The following is a 17621-nucleotide window of genomic DNA, read 5'->3' as shown; positions in this document are numbered from 1 at the left end:
TAATATTAAAGAAGCATTTTAAATTAGGTAAATTTATTCTCTAATAATTCTAAAATTAATTCCTCAATCTCTGTTTCATTGTTCTTTTCCCACTCCTTAATTTTTTCATGTAGTTCTTCATTAACTAGTAATTCTATATAGTAATTAATCAGATCCCCTCAACCTCTTTTCTTACTGCTTAGTTTAGCATTTTTTGTTATTATGCATCTAATAAACTACCGCGCAAAATAAAACTTTTGTCTATAACACAAGAAATATAGTCTTTTAAATTACCCAAGTGTTGTTTATAAAGTTTTCACTAATTTGTATATTGGTATTATCTGCACCTACTGTAACGCTACCTATAAAGTTATCTTTAATAATTATAGAATCTGCTTTACCATAAGCTAATGTACCCATTGTATTATTTTTTACTATTGTAGTTTTAGCCACGTTAGTTCCATAACCAATCATTATGTCTTGTCTAATGCCAGTCACAGTTTTATCATTGTCTACAGAATAATTATTGATAATTTTCACTTGTTCACTACCGTATGACCAAATACCCGCTTGTCCACAATTCTTCACTTTATTACCGTCAACAATGATGTCTAATTGTCCGTTGAAAGTAATTCCATGGTTAGTTGCATTATTAACATTGTTTTTTAATATTTTTACATCTGTAGCATTTAATGCAATGTGAATTCCGCGAATTGTAGGAGATTCTATGTGGTTATTTGCGATTGAGTAGTTATAACATAAAAATGGATTGGAAATATAAATCCCATAAGTACCACCTAACATATAATTATCTTCAATCTCCACTACATCCCAATTGTAAGGTTTTACACATTCTTCTGTTAAATTAGAAAAATGATTATCATAAATATTGATTACTTTATGTTTGTATCCATCTTGTGCCGAATGACTACCAATACCACATACACCATTTTTAAATACACAATTTCTAATTGTAACATCTTCACATGGTGTATTATCCCAAGGACCGAACCAAGGGAATACACCACTTGAATAAGCCAGGTCAATTTGTAACATTTCATTACCTGTTCCCGCATTTAAATCGTCAAATGTACATCCTTCAATAAGTGTATGCTGTGACGAATTCAATTCTAAGCAATGCCAACCAAACGTATTTAAAATTTTCACATTTCTTAAAGTTAAACCTCTCATATGTCCGAACGCTAATGTAGATACATTTGTAGAAAAGTTTGTTCCGTTACTATCAAATGTTAAATTTTCAATAAGTATATTTTCGTTAGCATTGTATAAACCTTGTGTGCCATCTGAATCGTTAATCAGAATAGCTAAAATACTAGCATTACGCTTTAGTATGCTATTCCCAGTACCTAATAAAATGGTATTTGAAGGAACACGCAAAGTAGTAGTAATTAAATAAGTTCCCGATGGAATCAATATTAATCCACCTTGATTTAAAGCCTGTTGAATTGCATCAGTATCGTCAGTAGCACCGTCACCTACAGCCCCGTAAGATTTAACGTTAGTGATGTCTGCCAAATGCGTAGTAACTATACCGTCTAACGCCTCCAAATTATCATTAGTTGTCGTTAAATCGCTAGTGCTCGCTGCGCCAATACTAGCAGATGTTAAATTTACATTTCCCGTGCTATCAGGAGCAACATTATTTACAGTTGATACCGCACCTGTACCATCAACACCTTTTTGAGCGAGTAAACGATAATTAATACCGTCGTTTATTGGTGCAATACCTGTCACTCCTTTTAGCACGATATATGACGAGCCGTTATAGCTAATAATCGTTGGAAAATCATACGTAACAGATGCATCATATGGCAATGACTTAAAATTAGTCAGCAAGTCTAATAATTCATTGTGTGCCGCAATACGTGCTTGCTCGGCTGTTATACGAAGCGTTTCTGCATTTACACGTACTGCCTCTGCATCACTACGACTTGTTTCTGCATTCACACGTGCTTGCTCGTTTGTTACACGTTGCACTTCACTATCAACAATCGGTTGTAAATCGATTTGTAATCGTTCTAAATCAGCTTTTAACGCTGTCAGTGCTACATTCAACACATTGGCATCGTCTGCTGCATCATTAGCCTTATTAGTGGCAACAAGTGCGTCATTTAAAACTGGTTCCAATTGATTTAATGCAGCCGATATATCATCTAGTACTTGTTGTGTGTTCGTTGTTGTATTAATCGCATTATTAATTGCCTCATCAATACGTGCTAGTAATTCATCTACTTCTTGGCCACCAGCTAAGATATTAATTTGGCGTTGTAAATTGACAAATGCCCCCATAATTCGTCGCCAGTTCAGATTTATCTTTACACGTTCTTCTGGATCGATTGGGTTTGATGTTTCATCTAAATAAACTGTCATGTTACCACCTTCCTTAGTGATATAAAAATCTAAAATTAAAAGCGATAGTCATTACAGTACCGCCCTCGATAGTTATGTGATTGTCACCACTTGCTAATGTCAATAGCTTTTTATTAGTAGCTTTAAGTGCACTTACACCGTTTTTAAACGCTCGAATTCCGCTTAATTTCAACACATCTGTAGCTGATAGAGCTGCATTATATTCAAATACATCGCCTGTTGTATGATTAATAATACGAACACCATTTGAAAAAGAACCTTGCAAAGTAATTTCAAGATCATTTTGACAAGGATCAATCGCCACATTACCAATATTCTTCACAACAAATGTAGAAAAATTGAAAGTGCATTGATACGTTTCATCCCAATCCACCCCCATGTCCCAGCCCCATAGCCCGGCATCCCAGGTCTTCTTATTGGCTAAGTCTAAACTAGTTCCAACTGATTCAGCGTAGGGTTTAAACATTTCAAAGGTAACGGCAAAATAGCCATCTTCTAGTGAACCTTCCTCATACTCCAAGCCAGTTAATTCCGCCACTTTCACCTTGTATCGTTTAAATGGATCTAAGTCTCGAATGAAATAAAATTCTTCAGTAGGATTAAATAGCGCATAGATTTTATTACGAATAGACTCAAGATGAGCTGTGTCATATGCTTCTACTTGTATTTGCGTTTCGATATAACGTGTGTTAATTTGCGTGTGTGTTTCAATAAAACCATCGTACCCCTCTACTGTTTGGGATTGACGTGTAAAACGAATTGGTTGAATCCGAGCGTAATTTACCCAAAAATTAAGCTCATGCATATTAACGCTTGAACCGTCTTTACGCATAAGCTTAAAGTTGAATGTTGATTTCATTACAAATTAACCCCTTTCGAGAACGCTTTAAGTGCCACACTATTATGCTGTAAATTCGAAGTATGGTTAAATGTCACTTTGGCAATTTCCCTTCCATCAAGGTAAATTGGTGCTGGTGCAATTTGAATAACAGATTGACTAGATGGCATTGTCTGCGCAATCATCGCACCAATTGTACCTAAAACAGAATCCGTTAATGGAATAGCAGCTTCAGGACCTGCTTCACCAAAACCTTGTAATCCGTAGTTCGGACTATTAAATACAGTCGGCTTCGTAAAAATGGCCCCTTTCGCATTCCACGTAACACTTAGTTTCGGTACAGAAGGTGGATTTAAACTAAACTCACCAGTCAGTTTAAACTTTGGTAGCTTCGGTAACTTAATATCAGGAATTTTCAAAGATAAATTACTAAAGAAACCTTTTATATCATCAATAACATTGCTTACAGATGTTTTTGCTTCTCGAATCGGACGTAACATACTTTCCTTCGTTTCATTAAATTTGGTAGCTGCAGCATCCTTTAAGGAAGAAATTTTATTAAGTGCTCCTGTTTTCATTTCCTCTACGGTATTCACTACTGACGTTTTTGCTTCTCCAATCTTATTGGATATGCCCGTTTTTACCTCTGTAAATTTATTAGTAGCTGCATCTTTTAATGAAACAATTTTGTTAACAGCCCCTGTTTTCATTTCTTCAACGGTATTCACTACTGATGTTTTTGCTTCTCCAATTTTATTAGAGATGCCTGTTTTTACTTCGGTGAATTTGTTTATGGCATCTTCTTTCATTTGATTCACTTTATTAATAGCATCCGTTTTCATTTCAGTTACTTTTGTTGATACAGCCTCTTTTGCTTCTGAAAATTTGGTCGATATACCGTCCTTCAATTCGCCTGCTTTTTCTTTTATCTCATCCCAATTTTTATAAAGTGCTACACCAATTGCTATGACTGCGGTTATAGCTGCGATAGCGATACCAACTGGAGCAGCAATAGCACCTATAGAAATACCTAGTGCTCCTGCAGCGGTGGTGGCAGCTGTTACTACTGGAGCTAGTGCAGTCAAAATTCCAATAATTGTCCCAATGACTGCTACTACCGTAACCACTGTTGTAGCAAATGTGGAATTTTCCTTAGTCCATGATGATACAGCACCAATCACATTTGAGATTTCTATTAACACCGGGGCTAAATTCGTTTGGATATCAGTTAATGCTTGGCGAAATTGTACAGTAGGATCATTGTTCATTTGATCGATAGCAGTGTTTAGTTCATCCTGATTCTGACGGGTTTTATCCTGCACATCATTCAACCCTTGAAAAACAGCAGTCATATTTTGCCCTTGGTCTTCCCATTTAGTACCGAATGCCGCTGTAGAAATTTCATTTTTCAAGGTTGCATCTTCAATACTGTCTAACCACGTAACCATATCAGAAAGTGCCTGAGAGCCCTCTTTGCCGCCTGAAGCAACTGCAGCTCCCCATTTTTGAAATTGTTCTGCAGAAAGGCCAGCTTCTTTCAAAGCAGGTTTTAAAGCTTTTGGTACTTCTGAGCCGAACGAGGCCATCTGTAGACGAACCTCTTTCACTCCGTCCATTAAGTTATCGATATTCCATGTTTTTGTATCAATGCCCTTTTCAAAAATCGCTTGGATTTCTGCAGCATTAAAGCCTGCCTCTTTCATCTGGGTACCGTATTCAGAAATTATGTCAAGCTGCTCTGGAGGGAATCCAGCTTTTAGCAAAACATTCGTTAAAGCCAGTGCCTCATCATTCATAATTTCTAATGCAGCAGCGACCTCATTCGTTTCCTGAACTAATTCAATTAAATCAATTCCATTATAAGCACTGGCTATTACACCTGCTCCCTCAACAATTCGAGTGTTGGCTTCATCTGTAGCATCTGCATTTAAAGCCCACTGACGTCGTACAGCTTCCAATGCTTCTTCCCCATCAAGACCGTATGCTTGAATACGTTTTGTTGCCTCACGAACAGCTGCCATCGATTCTTCAGGAACATCAAAGGTAATGGCTATTTTCGTATTTAAACTACTGATTTCTAATGCTTGATTTACTGCAGTAGCTATACCTATGCCACTGGCAATAGTTCCACCGATACCTGCAATAGCTTCCTTTAAACCACCAACGTCTTTTTCAACTTCAATCGCTTCTTGCCCCAGACGACTTAGTTCCTGTCGAACCTCTTCAAGACTATTTCCATCATCTAATTGACGTAGAGCATTTCGTAGCTTGGTCATATTACCATCTACACCTAATGCAGATTGACCAATCTTTTCAATGGCTTGCTCAATTTGCTTGGAGTTAGCTGTACCATCATTCAATGCTTTAACAAGATCATCGCCAAGTACATTAGCAAAATCATCAAGACTACTCTCGGTTAACGCCAATGTATTCTTTAAATCATTTGAAGCTTTTTCATACTGAGTAAGCTCCTGCTTTGTAGTGCTCAATTGGTTAGCATACTTTTGCTCAGAGATTTGAAGGGATAGCAATTTACTTTCAAGCTTGGCCACTTCTTCGGAGTTTTCACCAAAGATTTGTTTAGCTTTATCTAACTGATCTGCAGTAAGCCTTACTTTTTCACTAGCGATTTCATGTTGTTTCTTCAATGAATCCATTTTAGCTGTCAGTTTTTCTGATTCAGTACCGTTTTCCTTCAGCTGCTCTTGAGCAAGTTGAAGTTCTTTTCGTGTTCTAGAAGAAGCATTATCCATCTCCTTCATGGCACGATTAAAATCTTCGTTGAAAACTTTAAAAGTCACCTTTGCTTCTGTATTCTTATTAGCCATCCTTCATCATCTCCTCTCTCTTCACAGACTTCCATCCTTCGAACAATGATTTACTATCAGCAATTGATTGTACGAATTTAAAAGATCTATGCCAAAAATCATCTGGATTAATACCAAAAATAAAAACGTAGAGACTATATAAATCCTCTACGCATTCAATATCAAACTTCGGAATATCTACTTTTTTTTCGATTTACCTGCTACTTGCTGGAAGCCTTTCTGAAAAGCTGTACGTGCTTTTTTGGAGATGATTGCAAAATAAATTTCAAGATCTGTTTCCATATCAAATTGGTACTGCTTTAGAAATTCTTCAAATTTCAAGCCATTTGGATTTTTTTGACGATATGCAGCATACACCGCTTGAAGAATAGCCCCAACATCAGGTGTTACTTCGTTTGGTTTACCTGTCGTTAATGATCTAAGGAAATCGGCACTAATTACCCCTTCATTTTGTAAATTGTAGAGCGTAAGCGCATTAACATTTACATCAATATCAACTTTTTCACCAGTAATCAATTCTGCTTTCATACATTACACCTCGTCTATAGCTTTCACTAGCTCTGGCGTGAAGTTACTATGCCAATCCGAAACAAATTGTTCTTTCGTAACCTCATCTAATTCAGCTAGATAAGCTTCATAATAAATTCCGTTGCTAACATCCGGTAGAGCTGTATATTCGAGTTCGAGCTCAGCTACTTCCTCCACACCGTTTTCAACTGTGATTTTAAATCCAGTATTGTTAGCACAATTAGAGAAAGCAATTAGCTTCTGCTCATCTTCAAACTCATCAATAGCTGTAGCTGTTAAAGTGAAATCTTCACCGATTGAATCTGTCCCATAGCGATACACACCTGGCTTTAGTCCATTATTTTTAATACCGAAAATACGACGTAATGTGGCTACCTTTACGTGAGCACTTAATGTAAGTACCATTTTCTGTACTTTCGACTTACGTTTTTTCTCAACAGCCTCACATTTTTTCACAATCGCAACTGATTCTGAAGATCCTTCAATTTTCCCTACACAACCAAAAGAGCTAGCTTGCTCGTCACCTTTAAATTTGATTGCAAAATTTGTGATTCGGGTAGCATCGAATTCTTCAATAATTTTTTCTGCCATATTAATTCCCTCCTAACACCTGAATAATTTCTTCATTTATACCCTCAAGCATCTTAACGATTATTTGAGGTGTCTGTTTATCAAGCCCTTTTTTCATAAAGTTTCTAGGCTCATTCATATGACTTGTTCCAATGGCTAAATCAGGATATTTAATGTACTCAAATGAACGTTTTGGTCGAATGGTAAATTCTAAATTACCATGTTTCGCTGTTAGTGCTTTACTTGTGCGAGCATGCTTCTTTCTAAGAGGTGATAAAGGAATGTTCGGCTGAATCTCATCCATTACCATTTGAGCTCCTTCACCGCGCAAAACACCATTAATAATTGTCTCAGAACGTCCAGGTATACGCTTCATTTGCCGAAACAGTGTATCTAGCTCACTCAAATCCATTACCCATGCTGTTCTACGCCAATTGGCACACATACTTAAATGACCTTTGGAAGTTAAATTCTACTTCGTCGATATAGGCATCTTCTTTGCCCTTAGGAATGGCTGTTTTATTCGATGAAATAAAAGTATAGCCAGCCGATTCTAATGAAGCAATGACGTCGATTTGAGCATGATCTACATTCTCCACACCTTCCGCATAAAATCGCACAAGTACATCCTGAACTAGCGTAAATTGCTTTTCTTCAGCCCGCTGCATCCCACCTGTTTCAAAAATAAAATAATGATACTTACCTTTGAGTTGCTTTTTAAATTCATCCTCACTCACACTGTCCTGAAAGACAGGGGCAAATACATTTAATTTTTCAATTAACTTGTCATCCAACTGATTAATTCGATTCTTCGTCTTCTCGTTCATCCTGCTCCCCCTCAATCGCATGTAAATAGAAAAATAAATACCGACCATCTGAGTCAACTTTTTCTACGGTATAGAAAACATCACCAATCTTCACAGTCAAATCATCTTTTGACACATTAAATGAAGGAGGCGCTAATGTTCTTACTTTTAAATCAATACTCGTACTGTTCGTACCAAATTTGTTATAGTCACTTTCGCGCATGCTCAACTGTTTATAGAAGAGGCGCCCTTCTGGGACAAATTCTTTTCCAATCGCTTTCCGCGCACTATTACGCTGCGTTACATACATGCCATAATACAAAACACCATCATTATGCACATTACGAAGTTGTTTGTTCAGAGGAATCAGCCTCCTTCTCTTTAAACTTCTTCACAGCATATTTCATACTCAGCCGTTGCAAATCTTTACGATAATTCTCCCTAAATGAATCTGTAGCGTTGTTCCACATATAACGACAACGTTCTAACAACAATTCACGCTCCGTACTTCCAGCAGCATATTCAAGTTCACCGTTACAAAGTTCATTCAAGACGTTTTTACTAGATGTAATAAAACGCACAAGAGAACGATCTGTTACATCGTCCTCCCACGTTATTTGTAAATTATCTTTTAACTCCGTAAGAAGTTCAGCCTTCACTATTTCATCCATCAATTACTCACCAACTTCAGTAGTAGGCTTTTTACGAGGTGGTGTTTTTTTCTTCGGTTCTGCAGTTGCAGAGGTATTTTCATTTGTAGGTGGTGTATCAGTCGATTGCTTTTCTGTTGTGTCTTCAGGAACTTTTTCTTTTTTCTCCACAAATAAATACACTTTTTTCGTCCGAGAGTGAGGCTTAGAAAGAAGTTCAATACGCTTCTCATCTGCTACAAAGCCCTCTGCTGGATAACTGTCCCCAACTCGATACACATGCTGATGTTCCTTATCTTTAAAGGTCGTTACAACTTTGGCTTCCATCTAATTCCCCTCCTAAATTGTATCTATTGGATCTGCTACAAATTTTGTATTCGTAATATCAAAAATAGTAAATGAATCATTATCTAACGGACGGCCATTTATTAACTGGCGTACTAAATACAGGCGCTGATCTTCAATCATTCGAAGTACATCTGTATGTTCTAAAGTTGAGTTAGAGCCTGCCCCTAAGAAATAATCTTTCGGCTTGCCAGAAATCATACGATTCAATGGAACAGCAGGACACTGAATAATTTCTAAGCCAGGAACAGCAAAGTTATTCCATGTCCATGTACCGTCATCTTTTTGCTTTGCACCAGCTGCGAAAAACTTCGAAGCATAATCAAATGGATTTACCATTAACGAAACACCTGTATAACGGCGCGTACCATTTTTAGTTGTTGGTGCTAGAATTTTTTCGCCAATTGTTTTCGGCGTAAAATCAACTAAAACAATAGGTGTTTTATCAGGATATTCTCCACTAACAACCGCACCATCTAAATCCTTTAACATACCGATTGGCCGCTGCTTTCCTGTACCATTTACAATGACATCTTCGATTTCTGCCGATACAACTTCAGAAAGTAATGCACGAACATAACGGTCTAACCATTTTGGACCAAGTTCGAACATTGCTTTTGCAACAACAAGGAATCCACTTAATTTGTACATACCCATATCAATTGTCGCAAAGCCGTTGTCTACCATCTCCTGAATTTCGGCTGTTACATCACCCCAAAAGGCAGTCGTTGCTCCCTCTTTACGAACTACCCAACGAGTTGTAGCTCCAACCGTTTGGAAGTTCACTTTCGATAAAAGAGGATGCTCTGTTGCTAAATCCTCAAAAACACGCTCATAAATAGTAGGTGGCATTAAACCAAGTACTTCATCGAACGATTCAACTTCAATGGCAGCGTTATAGAATTTCTTTTCTTCATTTGTTAATTCACGGACGCCGCGTGCAGTTAAAATTGCTTGGTCCCATTGTTCTTCATTTGCACGTTTTGCCTCACGTGCAGTTGTATTAATTAAATCTTGAATAGTCGCAAAATTATTTGTGTAGTTCTCAATAATACGTTGTGCAACTTCGGATGCATCGCCGCTTTCGAAAGCTGCCTTTAAACCTGCGATTTGATTTTTCTTTTCCTCTTCCGTCATGCCGATTTGATTAGTCGGATTATCTAAGTTTTTCATCTAATTTCCCTCCTGTTTTTAGACAAAATAAAAAACGCTAGCTTTGTTGGCCGCGCTTAAATTTATCCATGAAATTTGATTGTTGATTTGTTGGAGCTGATTTTCGCAATTTAGCGAGTACACTATTTTTGAATGCCTCTGGATCAGCTGGTTGTGGATGAGGTGTCTCATCTGCGGATGTTGCAAAGCCGATTGTCATTGCTTCCTCTGCTGTAAACCATGTTTCATTTACTAATAACGTTTCCATTTCCTCACGACTTACCTGTGCCTTGGTCATATAAATATCCACCAGTGAGGCATCTAATTTCTTAAGGACTTCATATTCAGCTAATAACGCTGCCTTATTCCCCCAAATGATTGTGATCCCTTCATGAACCATAAATAAAGCACCCTTATTCATGATTAATTGATCTGCAGCCATCGCAATAATGGATGCAGCAGAACATGCCCAGCCATCGACAATCACTTTGACATATGCTTTATGATCTTTTAAGCGATTATAAATTGTAATCCCTTCAAATGCATCGCCACCTGGGCTATTAATACGGACTAGGATATTCTCTGTTTGAACTTGTGCTAAAGCTGCATCAACTTCTATGGCAGAAATACCATCCTCATAACCGTCACCAATTACCCCATAAATAATTAATTCAGTTGTGTTAGTTTCCCCATTAACACGAGCTTCAAATTGACGCTGAATTTTTGGGATTTGATTACTATACTTTTCATTTTTGAAACGAGCTTTAAATCGAACTTTACTCAACTCACTCACCTCCTTCATATGCTATTGAAGCTTTCTGATAGTTCTTTGTAATGAATCGCTCATTTGCCCAGTCCTCATCAATTGGATTTTTGCCAAGCTCCTGTAAGAGTTCGTTGATTGTCATGCCACCAATCGCAAAGAACTTGTCATATGCTGTAGCAGCTTGCACAATATCAAGTAGCTTAATTTTCGATGTATCAACCTTCATGTAAGTACGCTTTAAAAATTCTTCCTTACTGTAAATCTTCCGGTTGTATTCATCGGTTATAAGCTCTGCAAACGGACTAATCGCAAACATAATGAAACTGTCTACCTGCTTTTCTAAGTCCGCTAAATCTCCCTTTAACAAGTTCTTCGGTACATGGAAAGCCATCGATACAAAATCGAATATGTCATGAACAAGGTTACTAATATCTCGACTGTTACTGTCCTTTCCATCCTTGGAGCTGGACATATCCTGAAGCTCCATCCCCTCTTGAAGCTGGAACACGACACCTTCCTTCTTTGGATCAAACCAATTTTTCAACTGAGCTTCAATTAATGCATCAAGCTCTGCCTGCGTTTCTTCATCTTGCGCACGAATATGGTCCATCTTCATTAGGTACCGCTTATTATTTTTGCGCCTGTAGTAGTTCATAGCTGAACCTAGCAACTTGCCATAGGTTTTATACAGGCTATCAATCGCATCGATAATCTTCTTATCGCGTAGCTTTAAATGAATGACCTCTGATTCAACGAATGTCTTTTGAAGCTTGTAATCATTCACTACAACATCCTTATATACATTTTCATAAAAAGCATAATCTGTTACAGAAAAGCTATCGGCAATATATAATTGCTCATCCTTCATAATGATTAATGCTTCATTTTCATAGAAGAACTTTGAGACAAAATCATAAATAAACTCCGATGCATTCTGATTTTGATTAGGCTGCACATTAAACAGGTAATAATTTTCGCCCCGCATCGTTTTCCCATCTACAAAAGTATGAAACTCACATTTTGAAAGTGTATTTGCAATTAAATCAATACAAACGCTAATCGCAAAGTTTTTATAAGCTGCTTCTACTGCTGCTTCGTAAAGATATTGCCTCGCTGCACCGTTTCGGTCATCAAGGAAGAATTCCTTTACCCATTTCAAAAAGCCCAAGCTACCACCACCTTTCTAAAAGCTATAGCTACGAATAACACGTTTCACATTTTCTTTCGTAATCGTTTTGGCTTCTGCAATTTCAGATTCAAATTGTAAAGTATGAAGAAATGCAAAAAAGCCGTCTGTCTTACGCAGCTTCGGCTCAATTTTCTCGTATGTGATATTCCCTTTTCCATCACGCTTTACGTAGGTATTATTCGTGTACCACCGCATCATTAAATCATCACCATAGACAACTTTTTCATTGGCGAACATATCTTCAATCGTCGATTCCAGTTGCGTATGTGTCTTAGATCCACTACGTGCAATTTTGACCTCAAAGCCATATTCGGCAAATACCTCACGCACATAATTGATTCGATATAAATCGCTCGCAATAAACTTAATACGATAATACTTCGCTTGCTCCGCAAACCATGCAGCCATTACATGAGGGCTATTTGTTTCCTCATATACAATGGTCACTAAGCCCATTTCAACAGCAAGCTCAATATCCACCTTAAACTTATTTAGCTGCAACGCTCGAATATTAATGAATGTGTGGTGCTTGAAATAACGAATGCCATCTCGCTTAAACAGCAAGCCACAGCCTACAAAATCTCGAATATCCGCAAAGTCTAAACCACCGATACACTCAGCACCGCGCAAGTCAGGCATTTCCTGATTTGTTGCCTTTATCTTATCCCAATCCGCAACGCCCTCTGCTGATAACTGAGAAGGAATATTCATACGTTTCGTCATAAACTCAATGCGAGCTGACGGACGGTTTTGCATGCGCTCATATTCGATTTGCATTTCAAGCATAAGGTCCGGTAAATAACGAATTGAGGGATTTGCCTTCTCCCACATTCGCTGGTCATGTACTTCGTCTGGATCATCTAAGCGGCAAAGGAATGGAAACAAACGTGAATTTGGTAGCTCTCCACGCAGTACCATTTCCGCCTCTTCCTTCATCCTATCTAAGAAGCCATCGCGTACATTCCCATCCGTTGTAATGTAAATACGGCGTGGACGTGGTACTTTCCCTAAACCGGACGTGAATACTTTAATATTGTCCTCTGTTTCATAAGCGTGAATCTCATCAAAAATAACAACGCCAGGACGGAAACCATCTTTCGTCTTGGCGTTGTTTGTATAATAGTTTACTTCTGCTTTATTTTTAAAATGGCGAATGACTTCTAGCGTCTTTTTGAAATGCTTTTTAAATATCTTCCAATGCGTATCGAGCATATCATAAAAGTCTTTAAAAGACGTCTTCGCCTGCTTTTCAGATGTTGCAACAATATCAACATTGTAACCACGAATCCCTTGCTTACCGACAAAGTGGAAAGAGAGTGCTGCGATAAATGCATTTTTTCCGGCACCACGCCCCATCAATAAAAGAAATTCGTTAAATACTAGGGAGCCGTCATCATAAAACAAGCCGAACATACAGGCAATAACGAACTTCTCCCAAAGGAATAAATCAAATTCATAATATTTATCGATAGACTCAATTGCTTCTTCTACCTCATCATCTTTTACGATGACATTCGGTAAGGCAAGTTTAGATTCCACTAAATCGAATAAAAGATGAACGTCCTTATTGGCAATAATCTTACCGCTACGAACGGCTTTAATGTAATTGTCGATATGGACGTTACTTTTTCTAATAGTCATCGTCCTCACCATCATCTTTTAGCTCACTCGTTTTCAATCCTAGCTCACTTAAAATTTTCAGCATTTGAGCATTCGTTTTATTGAGTTCGCCAATGCTGTCATTTTTCTTTGCACCGCGAGCACCAGCAACAGTTACCCCTCGCTCGTTAATATCCTCAATCAGCATGTTCTTTACATCCCAAAGAGCAAGATAATCATCAACAAGATCCATGAAATGTGCTTGTGTTGCTCCTTTGTCAAAAAGTTGTTCGCGAAGGTCTTTTTCAATCTTCCGACGAAGCTTTTTGTTACCTGGTACTAACTCAACGATTTCGGGTGCAATCGTCTCAGCTGATTGCCCACTTTCTTGTGTGCGCTCTTCCTTTTTTTGTTTCCAATTGTATCGTCTGTACCATGATTTTACGGTGTCTATCTTGACTCCGTATTTCTCTGCAATCTCCTTGTACTTCATGCCTTCCAACCAATCTTCAAAAGCTAGTTCATGATTCATGCACCCTCACCGCCCACCTTTCTGTATGCATATTTATACATTTCATTTTTGTGTGCATTTTCTCGCGAGGAAATCGAAAAATATCTTTAGTCATCACTCTCCCTCGTTTCACGTCCTCTCCCAGAAAAGCCAAAACTTTTGACCGGGGGGTGTTACCACCTTTCTTCATTGATAAAACGAGGCTGATTGACCTTAGCAAATCGTTTGTGCTCTTTGTTGTGACAAGTAATACAAACAGATTCAAGGTTACTAAGTGTCATAGCAAGCTCTGGATAGTCCTTTACTTCCTTCAAGTGATGAACGTTCTCCGCCTTGCTATACCTGCCGTTGTGTTTGCATTGCTGGCACTCGTAACGATCACGCTCTAAAGCTTTCTTCCTCAGCTTGCGCCACTCGCACCATTGATAGAAGCGGATGACCTTGTCCTCTGTAATTAATTTGCGTAGCCATTGGAGACGTTCAGGTGTTAGCAATGTCAACCACCTCCATTAAGATAAAAATTGAAACACATGACAGTATTCTTTGGGCACCAATCATACATATAGTCTTTTAACCCTTTCACTATTAATGGCAAATCGTCCGACTTTTTCTCTTGAATTTGACATATTGTTAAAAGAGTAAGATTCGTAAAACCACCACAAACACAGTCATATCAAGCATTTTAAAAAATCTTTCATTTGAATTTGCAACTATCATTCATTATGTAAAATTCACAGCAATCAAAGCCTCCCAACGTATTGATATATCAATGTTTCAGACAAATAAAAAAATGCCGGATCTCTATGAACGCGACATTAATAGTCTGAATCTAGTATTTTGTTATCAATCATATCCTGTTCGACACCGATATAAATGAGTGTTGTATTCTGATCTCGATGGTTCAATATCTTTTGCAATGAAGCTACATCTCCATGCTTTTGATAGAAATGATAAGCAAACGTTTTACGCATCGAATGTGTACCAATACGATCACGATAGCCAATCGCTTTCGCCGCCTGCTTTAATATATGGTCTGCTGCCTGCCTTGTAATTGGTTTGTGTGCACCTGAACGTGTGCGCTTTCTACTTGGAAATAAGTATTCGTTTTTCTTTTTTCCCTTGATGTACTCCTGTAGCACCCTACGTAACACTGGCCGCATGACTGCACGCTTTCGCTTTTTCGTTTTCTGCTCCAATACACTAATGTTCGTGCCATCCACATCTGATACCTTTAGCTTTAATATATCAGAAATACGAAAAGCTGTATGAATACCGATCATGAACATCACATAATTGCGTTGGCTAGTGGATCGGAAATGTTCTTCAAATTCCGCCAGTTGCTCTAAATCACGAATAGGCTCTACAAAATTCATACAATCATCCACTCCTCATTAATTTTATTTTGCGTTCGTTTCAAAATATCGCTAACCGTTGATTTTGGTATATTTAACATGCTTGCAGTTTCCCGTATTGAAAATTCTTTAGCTCTTAACTCCAGTACTTCTCGCTCTGTTTTCGTTAGTTTTTTTGTGATATCTCGTAATAACTGAGCTTTGAAGTCTTCTTGTTCTTCATCTATCTTACATTCGAATATATCTGTATTGGATTCTTTTTTTAACTGAATCCAATACGGATCTGATACCACTTCCCGTTCGTCATAGCTTGAACGTTTTTCAATACCTCTTTGTGCTCCTGGCATTCTCCCCGTCTTCATCCACTTGATAGAAAAAACTAAACTAGACAATGCAGCGTTTAAAATCTTTTTATCTTGCTCCAGTTGATGCAACAGCTCCAGTTCATGTTTGCGTAAATCTTTTTTATCTTTCAGTTGCAATGGCTTCAAGGTACGATTGACCTCATCTAAACGCTGTCGTGTTTCTTTTGCGGTTTGTTTATACTCTTTTAACAATTCCCGTATCATGGGTTGTTGCACCTCCTGCTATTATTTTTGACGAACTGATCCACGCACACGCTTATACGTCTGTCGATACTTGCCCATCAAACTCTCAACTTCACGTCTACTTAATATTTCTTTCATGGGCTGACGTCTTTTTGTCGTCCCCTTCTTGTCACCCTGACATAACCCCTTATCACGCAACTCCTCCTGCAACGTGCGCAATTGCCTCATCCCTTTCATTCCGAATCGGAATACTCATTTGAACAGTGATTGGATAAAACAAAAAGAGGACAACAAAAGACGGCAGCGTTTTGCTGCTATCAATTGTTGTCCTCCAGATGGCTGGTAGAACTATTCTTTACTTTTTTCTTTTTCTTTTATTATTTCATCTAAAACCAAAAGTACAGTATTTGCTCTTCTTTTAGATTTTGAAACTATTTGGTATAAGATTGAAATAAAACCGATTATAAAAAATGAATAAATAAATATATCAAGTAATAAAACTATTATATCCATATCAAACTTACTTGGGATTTTTATTTCCTTAATAAGAAGGGTAACTATCGTAGTCCCTATAGTTCCTAAAATTATAGTTTGGAAAAGACCATTAAAATACTCCCCAAAATTATACTTGGTACTATTTTTAAGCATTTCTCTTATTAAATAATAGTCTCCCATCTCTTCACCTATTTTATTTTCAATAACTCTTTTTAACTCCCTTAATGTTTCTAGAGTTGAAGGTTTATCTATAATATCCCCTACTAACTCGTATATGATTCTATCTGAACTTTTTTCTTCACCAAGCCAATTAAATAAAATGTACATTCTTTTAGGGCTACTCTTAACAAATTTTAAATTACTTTCTATTTCTTGATAATTCACTTTTTCTCTTAACCAAACAATAAGCTTCAAAGTATATACAAATATAATTAGTTTTATTATTATAAGGCCAACACTTTCATCAATAAAAATATATATTAGAAAATATACAACTATACTTATTAATACTCCTACAAATATTTTTATATACTTTTTCATTCAAAACTCCTCACCCTCGTCCCATTTCACTCGTTTTACCTGGCCTTGGTGTGTGACGATTTTGGTTTCGGCAAAGGCAGGAAGCTCGGCGACTTTGGCTTTACCTTGTGACAATATAATCACACAACTGTCAGGCAATTCCATTATATCAAGTGCGAGCTTCCCATCAACATTTATTTTCAATTCTTGCATTCTCATACAGACACCCCTCTGATATAATTAAATTGACGTAATCAAAGGGTTGTCCTAAATCATAGCTACGGTTCCCGCCGTAGCTTTCTTTTTAACTGCTTACTAATAATCCACTCAAAAATTGATAGCAGCCTATTTTATCCTTAAAGCCTAGGTGCACATCGTCGTTCTCCACTTCATAGAACTTGTCAGTTAAACGGACTGTGTGAGCATCTATTAGGATTTCATCATCTGGCTGGAGCTGCTCTAACTTTTGATACACGGGATCATCATGCAAACCGATGATTTCATAAATGTTTATATTGTCCATACCTTACACCTCATTTTTCACGAGAATACATC

At 37.5% G+C, this 17621-nt stretch carries 21 protein-coding genes; all 21 read right to left on the bottom strand.

Annotated features, from left to right (window positions below; translation table 11 throughout):
* Window positions 1-264: 264 nt before the first annotated feature.
* Window positions 265-2370: a glycosyl hydrolase family 28-related protein gene (locus tag ACQQ2I_RS08305; protein ID WP_431030058.1), complete on the bottom strand. Its 2106-nt coding sequence runs from the start codon at window positions 2368-2370 to the stop codon at window positions 265-267.
* Between the two features lie 13 nt (window positions 2371-2383).
* On the bottom strand, window positions 2384-3229 hold the full coding sequence (locus ACQQ2I_RS08300; protein WP_431030057.1) for a phage tail family protein: 846 nt from the start codon (window positions 3227-3229) through the stop codon (window positions 2384-2386).
* The gene (locus ACQQ2I_RS08295; protein ID WP_431030056.1) at window positions 3229-6036 is read right to left on the bottom strand and encodes a hypothetical protein; all 2808 of its coding nucleotides are present in this window, start codon (window positions 6034-6036) and stop codon (window positions 3229-3231) included. Before ACQQ2I_RS08295 ends, ACQQ2I_RS08300 begins: the two co-directional genes overlap by 1 nt.
* 177 nt (window positions 6037-6213) lie before the next feature.
* Entirely contained in the window at window positions 6214-6564 is a 351-nt protein-coding gene (locus ACQQ2I_RS08290; protein ID WP_431030055.1) for a hypothetical protein, read from the bottom strand.
* Window positions 6565-6567: 3 nt separating this feature from the next.
* Entirely contained in the window at window positions 6568-7155 is a 588-nt protein-coding gene (locus ACQQ2I_RS08285; protein WP_431030054.1) for a phage tail protein, read from the bottom strand.
* A gap of 1 nt (window position 7156) precedes the next feature.
* Window positions 7157-7540 carry an HK97-gp10 family putative phage morphogenesis protein gene (locus tag ACQQ2I_RS08280; protein WP_431030053.1) on the bottom strand — a complete coding sequence of 128 codons (384 nt, stop codon included), beginning with the start codon at window positions 7538-7540 and terminating at the stop codon, window positions 7157-7159.
* A gap of 19 nt (window positions 7541-7559) precedes the next feature.
* Window positions 7560-7961 carry a hypothetical protein gene (locus tag ACQQ2I_RS08275; RefSeq protein WP_431030052.1) on the bottom strand — a complete coding sequence of 134 codons (402 nt, stop codon included), beginning with the start codon at window positions 7959-7961 and terminating at the stop codon, window positions 7560-7562.
* Complete coding sequence (locus ACQQ2I_RS08270) at window positions 7933-8250, bottom strand: head-tail adaptor protein (protein WP_431030051.1); 318 nt, start codon at window positions 8248-8250, stop codon at window positions 7933-7935. The genes ACQQ2I_RS08275 and ACQQ2I_RS08270 overlap by 29 nt, the downstream gene beginning before the upstream one ends.
* A 31-nt stretch (window positions 8251-8281) precedes the next feature.
* Window positions 8282-8611 (bottom strand): hypothetical protein, encoded by a 330-nt coding sequence (locus ACQQ2I_RS08265; protein WP_431030050.1) that lies wholly within the window; start codon window positions 8609-8611, stop codon window positions 8282-8284.
* A gap of 3 nt (window positions 8612-8614) precedes the next feature.
* On the bottom strand, window positions 8615-8917 hold the full coding sequence (locus tag ACQQ2I_RS08260; protein ID WP_431030049.1) for a hypothetical protein: 303 nt from the start codon (window positions 8915-8917) through the stop codon (window positions 8615-8617).
* A gap of 12 nt (window positions 8918-8929) precedes the next feature.
* Window positions 8930-10108 (bottom strand): phage major capsid protein, encoded by a 1179-nt coding sequence (locus ACQQ2I_RS08255; protein WP_431030048.1) that lies wholly within the window; start codon window positions 10106-10108, stop codon window positions 8930-8932.
* Window positions 10109-10145: 37 nt separating this feature from the next.
* Complete coding sequence (locus ACQQ2I_RS08250) at window positions 10146-10871, bottom strand: head maturation protease, ClpP-related (protein WP_431030047.1); 726 nt, start codon at window positions 10869-10871, stop codon at window positions 10146-10148.
* A gap of 1 nt (window position 10872) precedes the next feature.
* On the bottom strand, window positions 10873-12021 hold the full coding sequence (locus ACQQ2I_RS08245) for a phage portal protein (RefSeq protein ID WP_431030046.1): 1149 nt from the start codon (window positions 12019-12021) through the stop codon (window positions 10873-10875).
* A 15-nt stretch (window positions 12022-12036) separates the two neighbouring features.
* The gene (locus tag ACQQ2I_RS08240) at window positions 12037-13683 is read right to left on the bottom strand and encodes a terminase TerL endonuclease subunit (protein ID WP_431030045.1); all 1647 of its coding nucleotides are present in this window, start codon (window positions 13681-13683) and stop codon (window positions 12037-12039) included.
* Window positions 13673-14173, bottom strand: a complete 501-nt coding sequence (locus ACQQ2I_RS08235) for a P27 family phage terminase small subunit (RefSeq protein ID WP_431030044.1) — start codon at window positions 14171-14173, stop codon at window positions 13673-13675. The genes ACQQ2I_RS08240 and ACQQ2I_RS08235 overlap by 11 nt, the downstream gene beginning before the upstream one ends.
* 152 nt (window positions 14174-14325) lie before the next feature.
* Window positions 14326-14646, bottom strand: coding sequence for an HNH endonuclease (locus ACQQ2I_RS08230; RefSeq protein ID WP_431030043.1), 321 nt, complete (start codon window positions 14644-14646; stop codon window positions 14326-14328).
* A 321-nt stretch (window positions 14647-14967) separates the two neighbouring features.
* Window positions 14968-15525 carry a tyrosine-type recombinase/integrase gene (locus ACQQ2I_RS08225; RefSeq protein ID WP_431030042.1) on the bottom strand — a complete coding sequence of 186 codons (558 nt, stop codon included), beginning with the start codon at window positions 15523-15525 and terminating at the stop codon, window positions 14968-14970.
* A complete protein-coding gene (locus tag ACQQ2I_RS08220; protein WP_431030041.1) occupies window positions 15522-16073 on the bottom strand; it encodes a sigma factor-like helix-turn-helix DNA-binding protein in 552 nt (183 codons plus the stop codon). Before ACQQ2I_RS08220 ends, ACQQ2I_RS08225 begins: the two co-directional genes overlap by 4 nt.
* A 327-nt stretch (window positions 16074-16400) precedes the next feature.
* Window positions 16401-17087 carry a hypothetical protein gene (locus tag ACQQ2I_RS08215; protein WP_431030040.1) on the bottom strand — a complete coding sequence of 229 codons (687 nt, stop codon included), beginning with the start codon at window positions 17085-17087 and terminating at the stop codon, window positions 16401-16403.
* The gene (locus tag ACQQ2I_RS08210; RefSeq protein WP_431030039.1) at window positions 17088-17285 is read right to left on the bottom strand and encodes an XtrA/YqaO family protein; all 198 of its coding nucleotides are present in this window, start codon (window positions 17283-17285) and stop codon (window positions 17088-17090) included.
* An 85-nt stretch (window positions 17286-17370) separates the two neighbouring features.
* The gene (locus tag ACQQ2I_RS08205) at window positions 17371-17589 is read right to left on the bottom strand and encodes a hypothetical protein (RefSeq protein ID WP_431030038.1); all 219 of its coding nucleotides are present in this window, start codon (window positions 17587-17589) and stop codon (window positions 17371-17373) included.
* Window positions 17590-17621 lie beyond the last annotated feature (32 nt).

This window comes from Lysinibacillus sp. LZ02 (assembly GCF_050613145.1).
Classification (GTDB): domain Bacteria; phylum Bacillota; class Bacilli; order Bacillales_A; family Planococcaceae; genus Lysinibacillus_B.
Note: the sequence above shows the minus strand (reverse complement) of the source record. Positions and strands in the feature narration are given on the sequence as shown.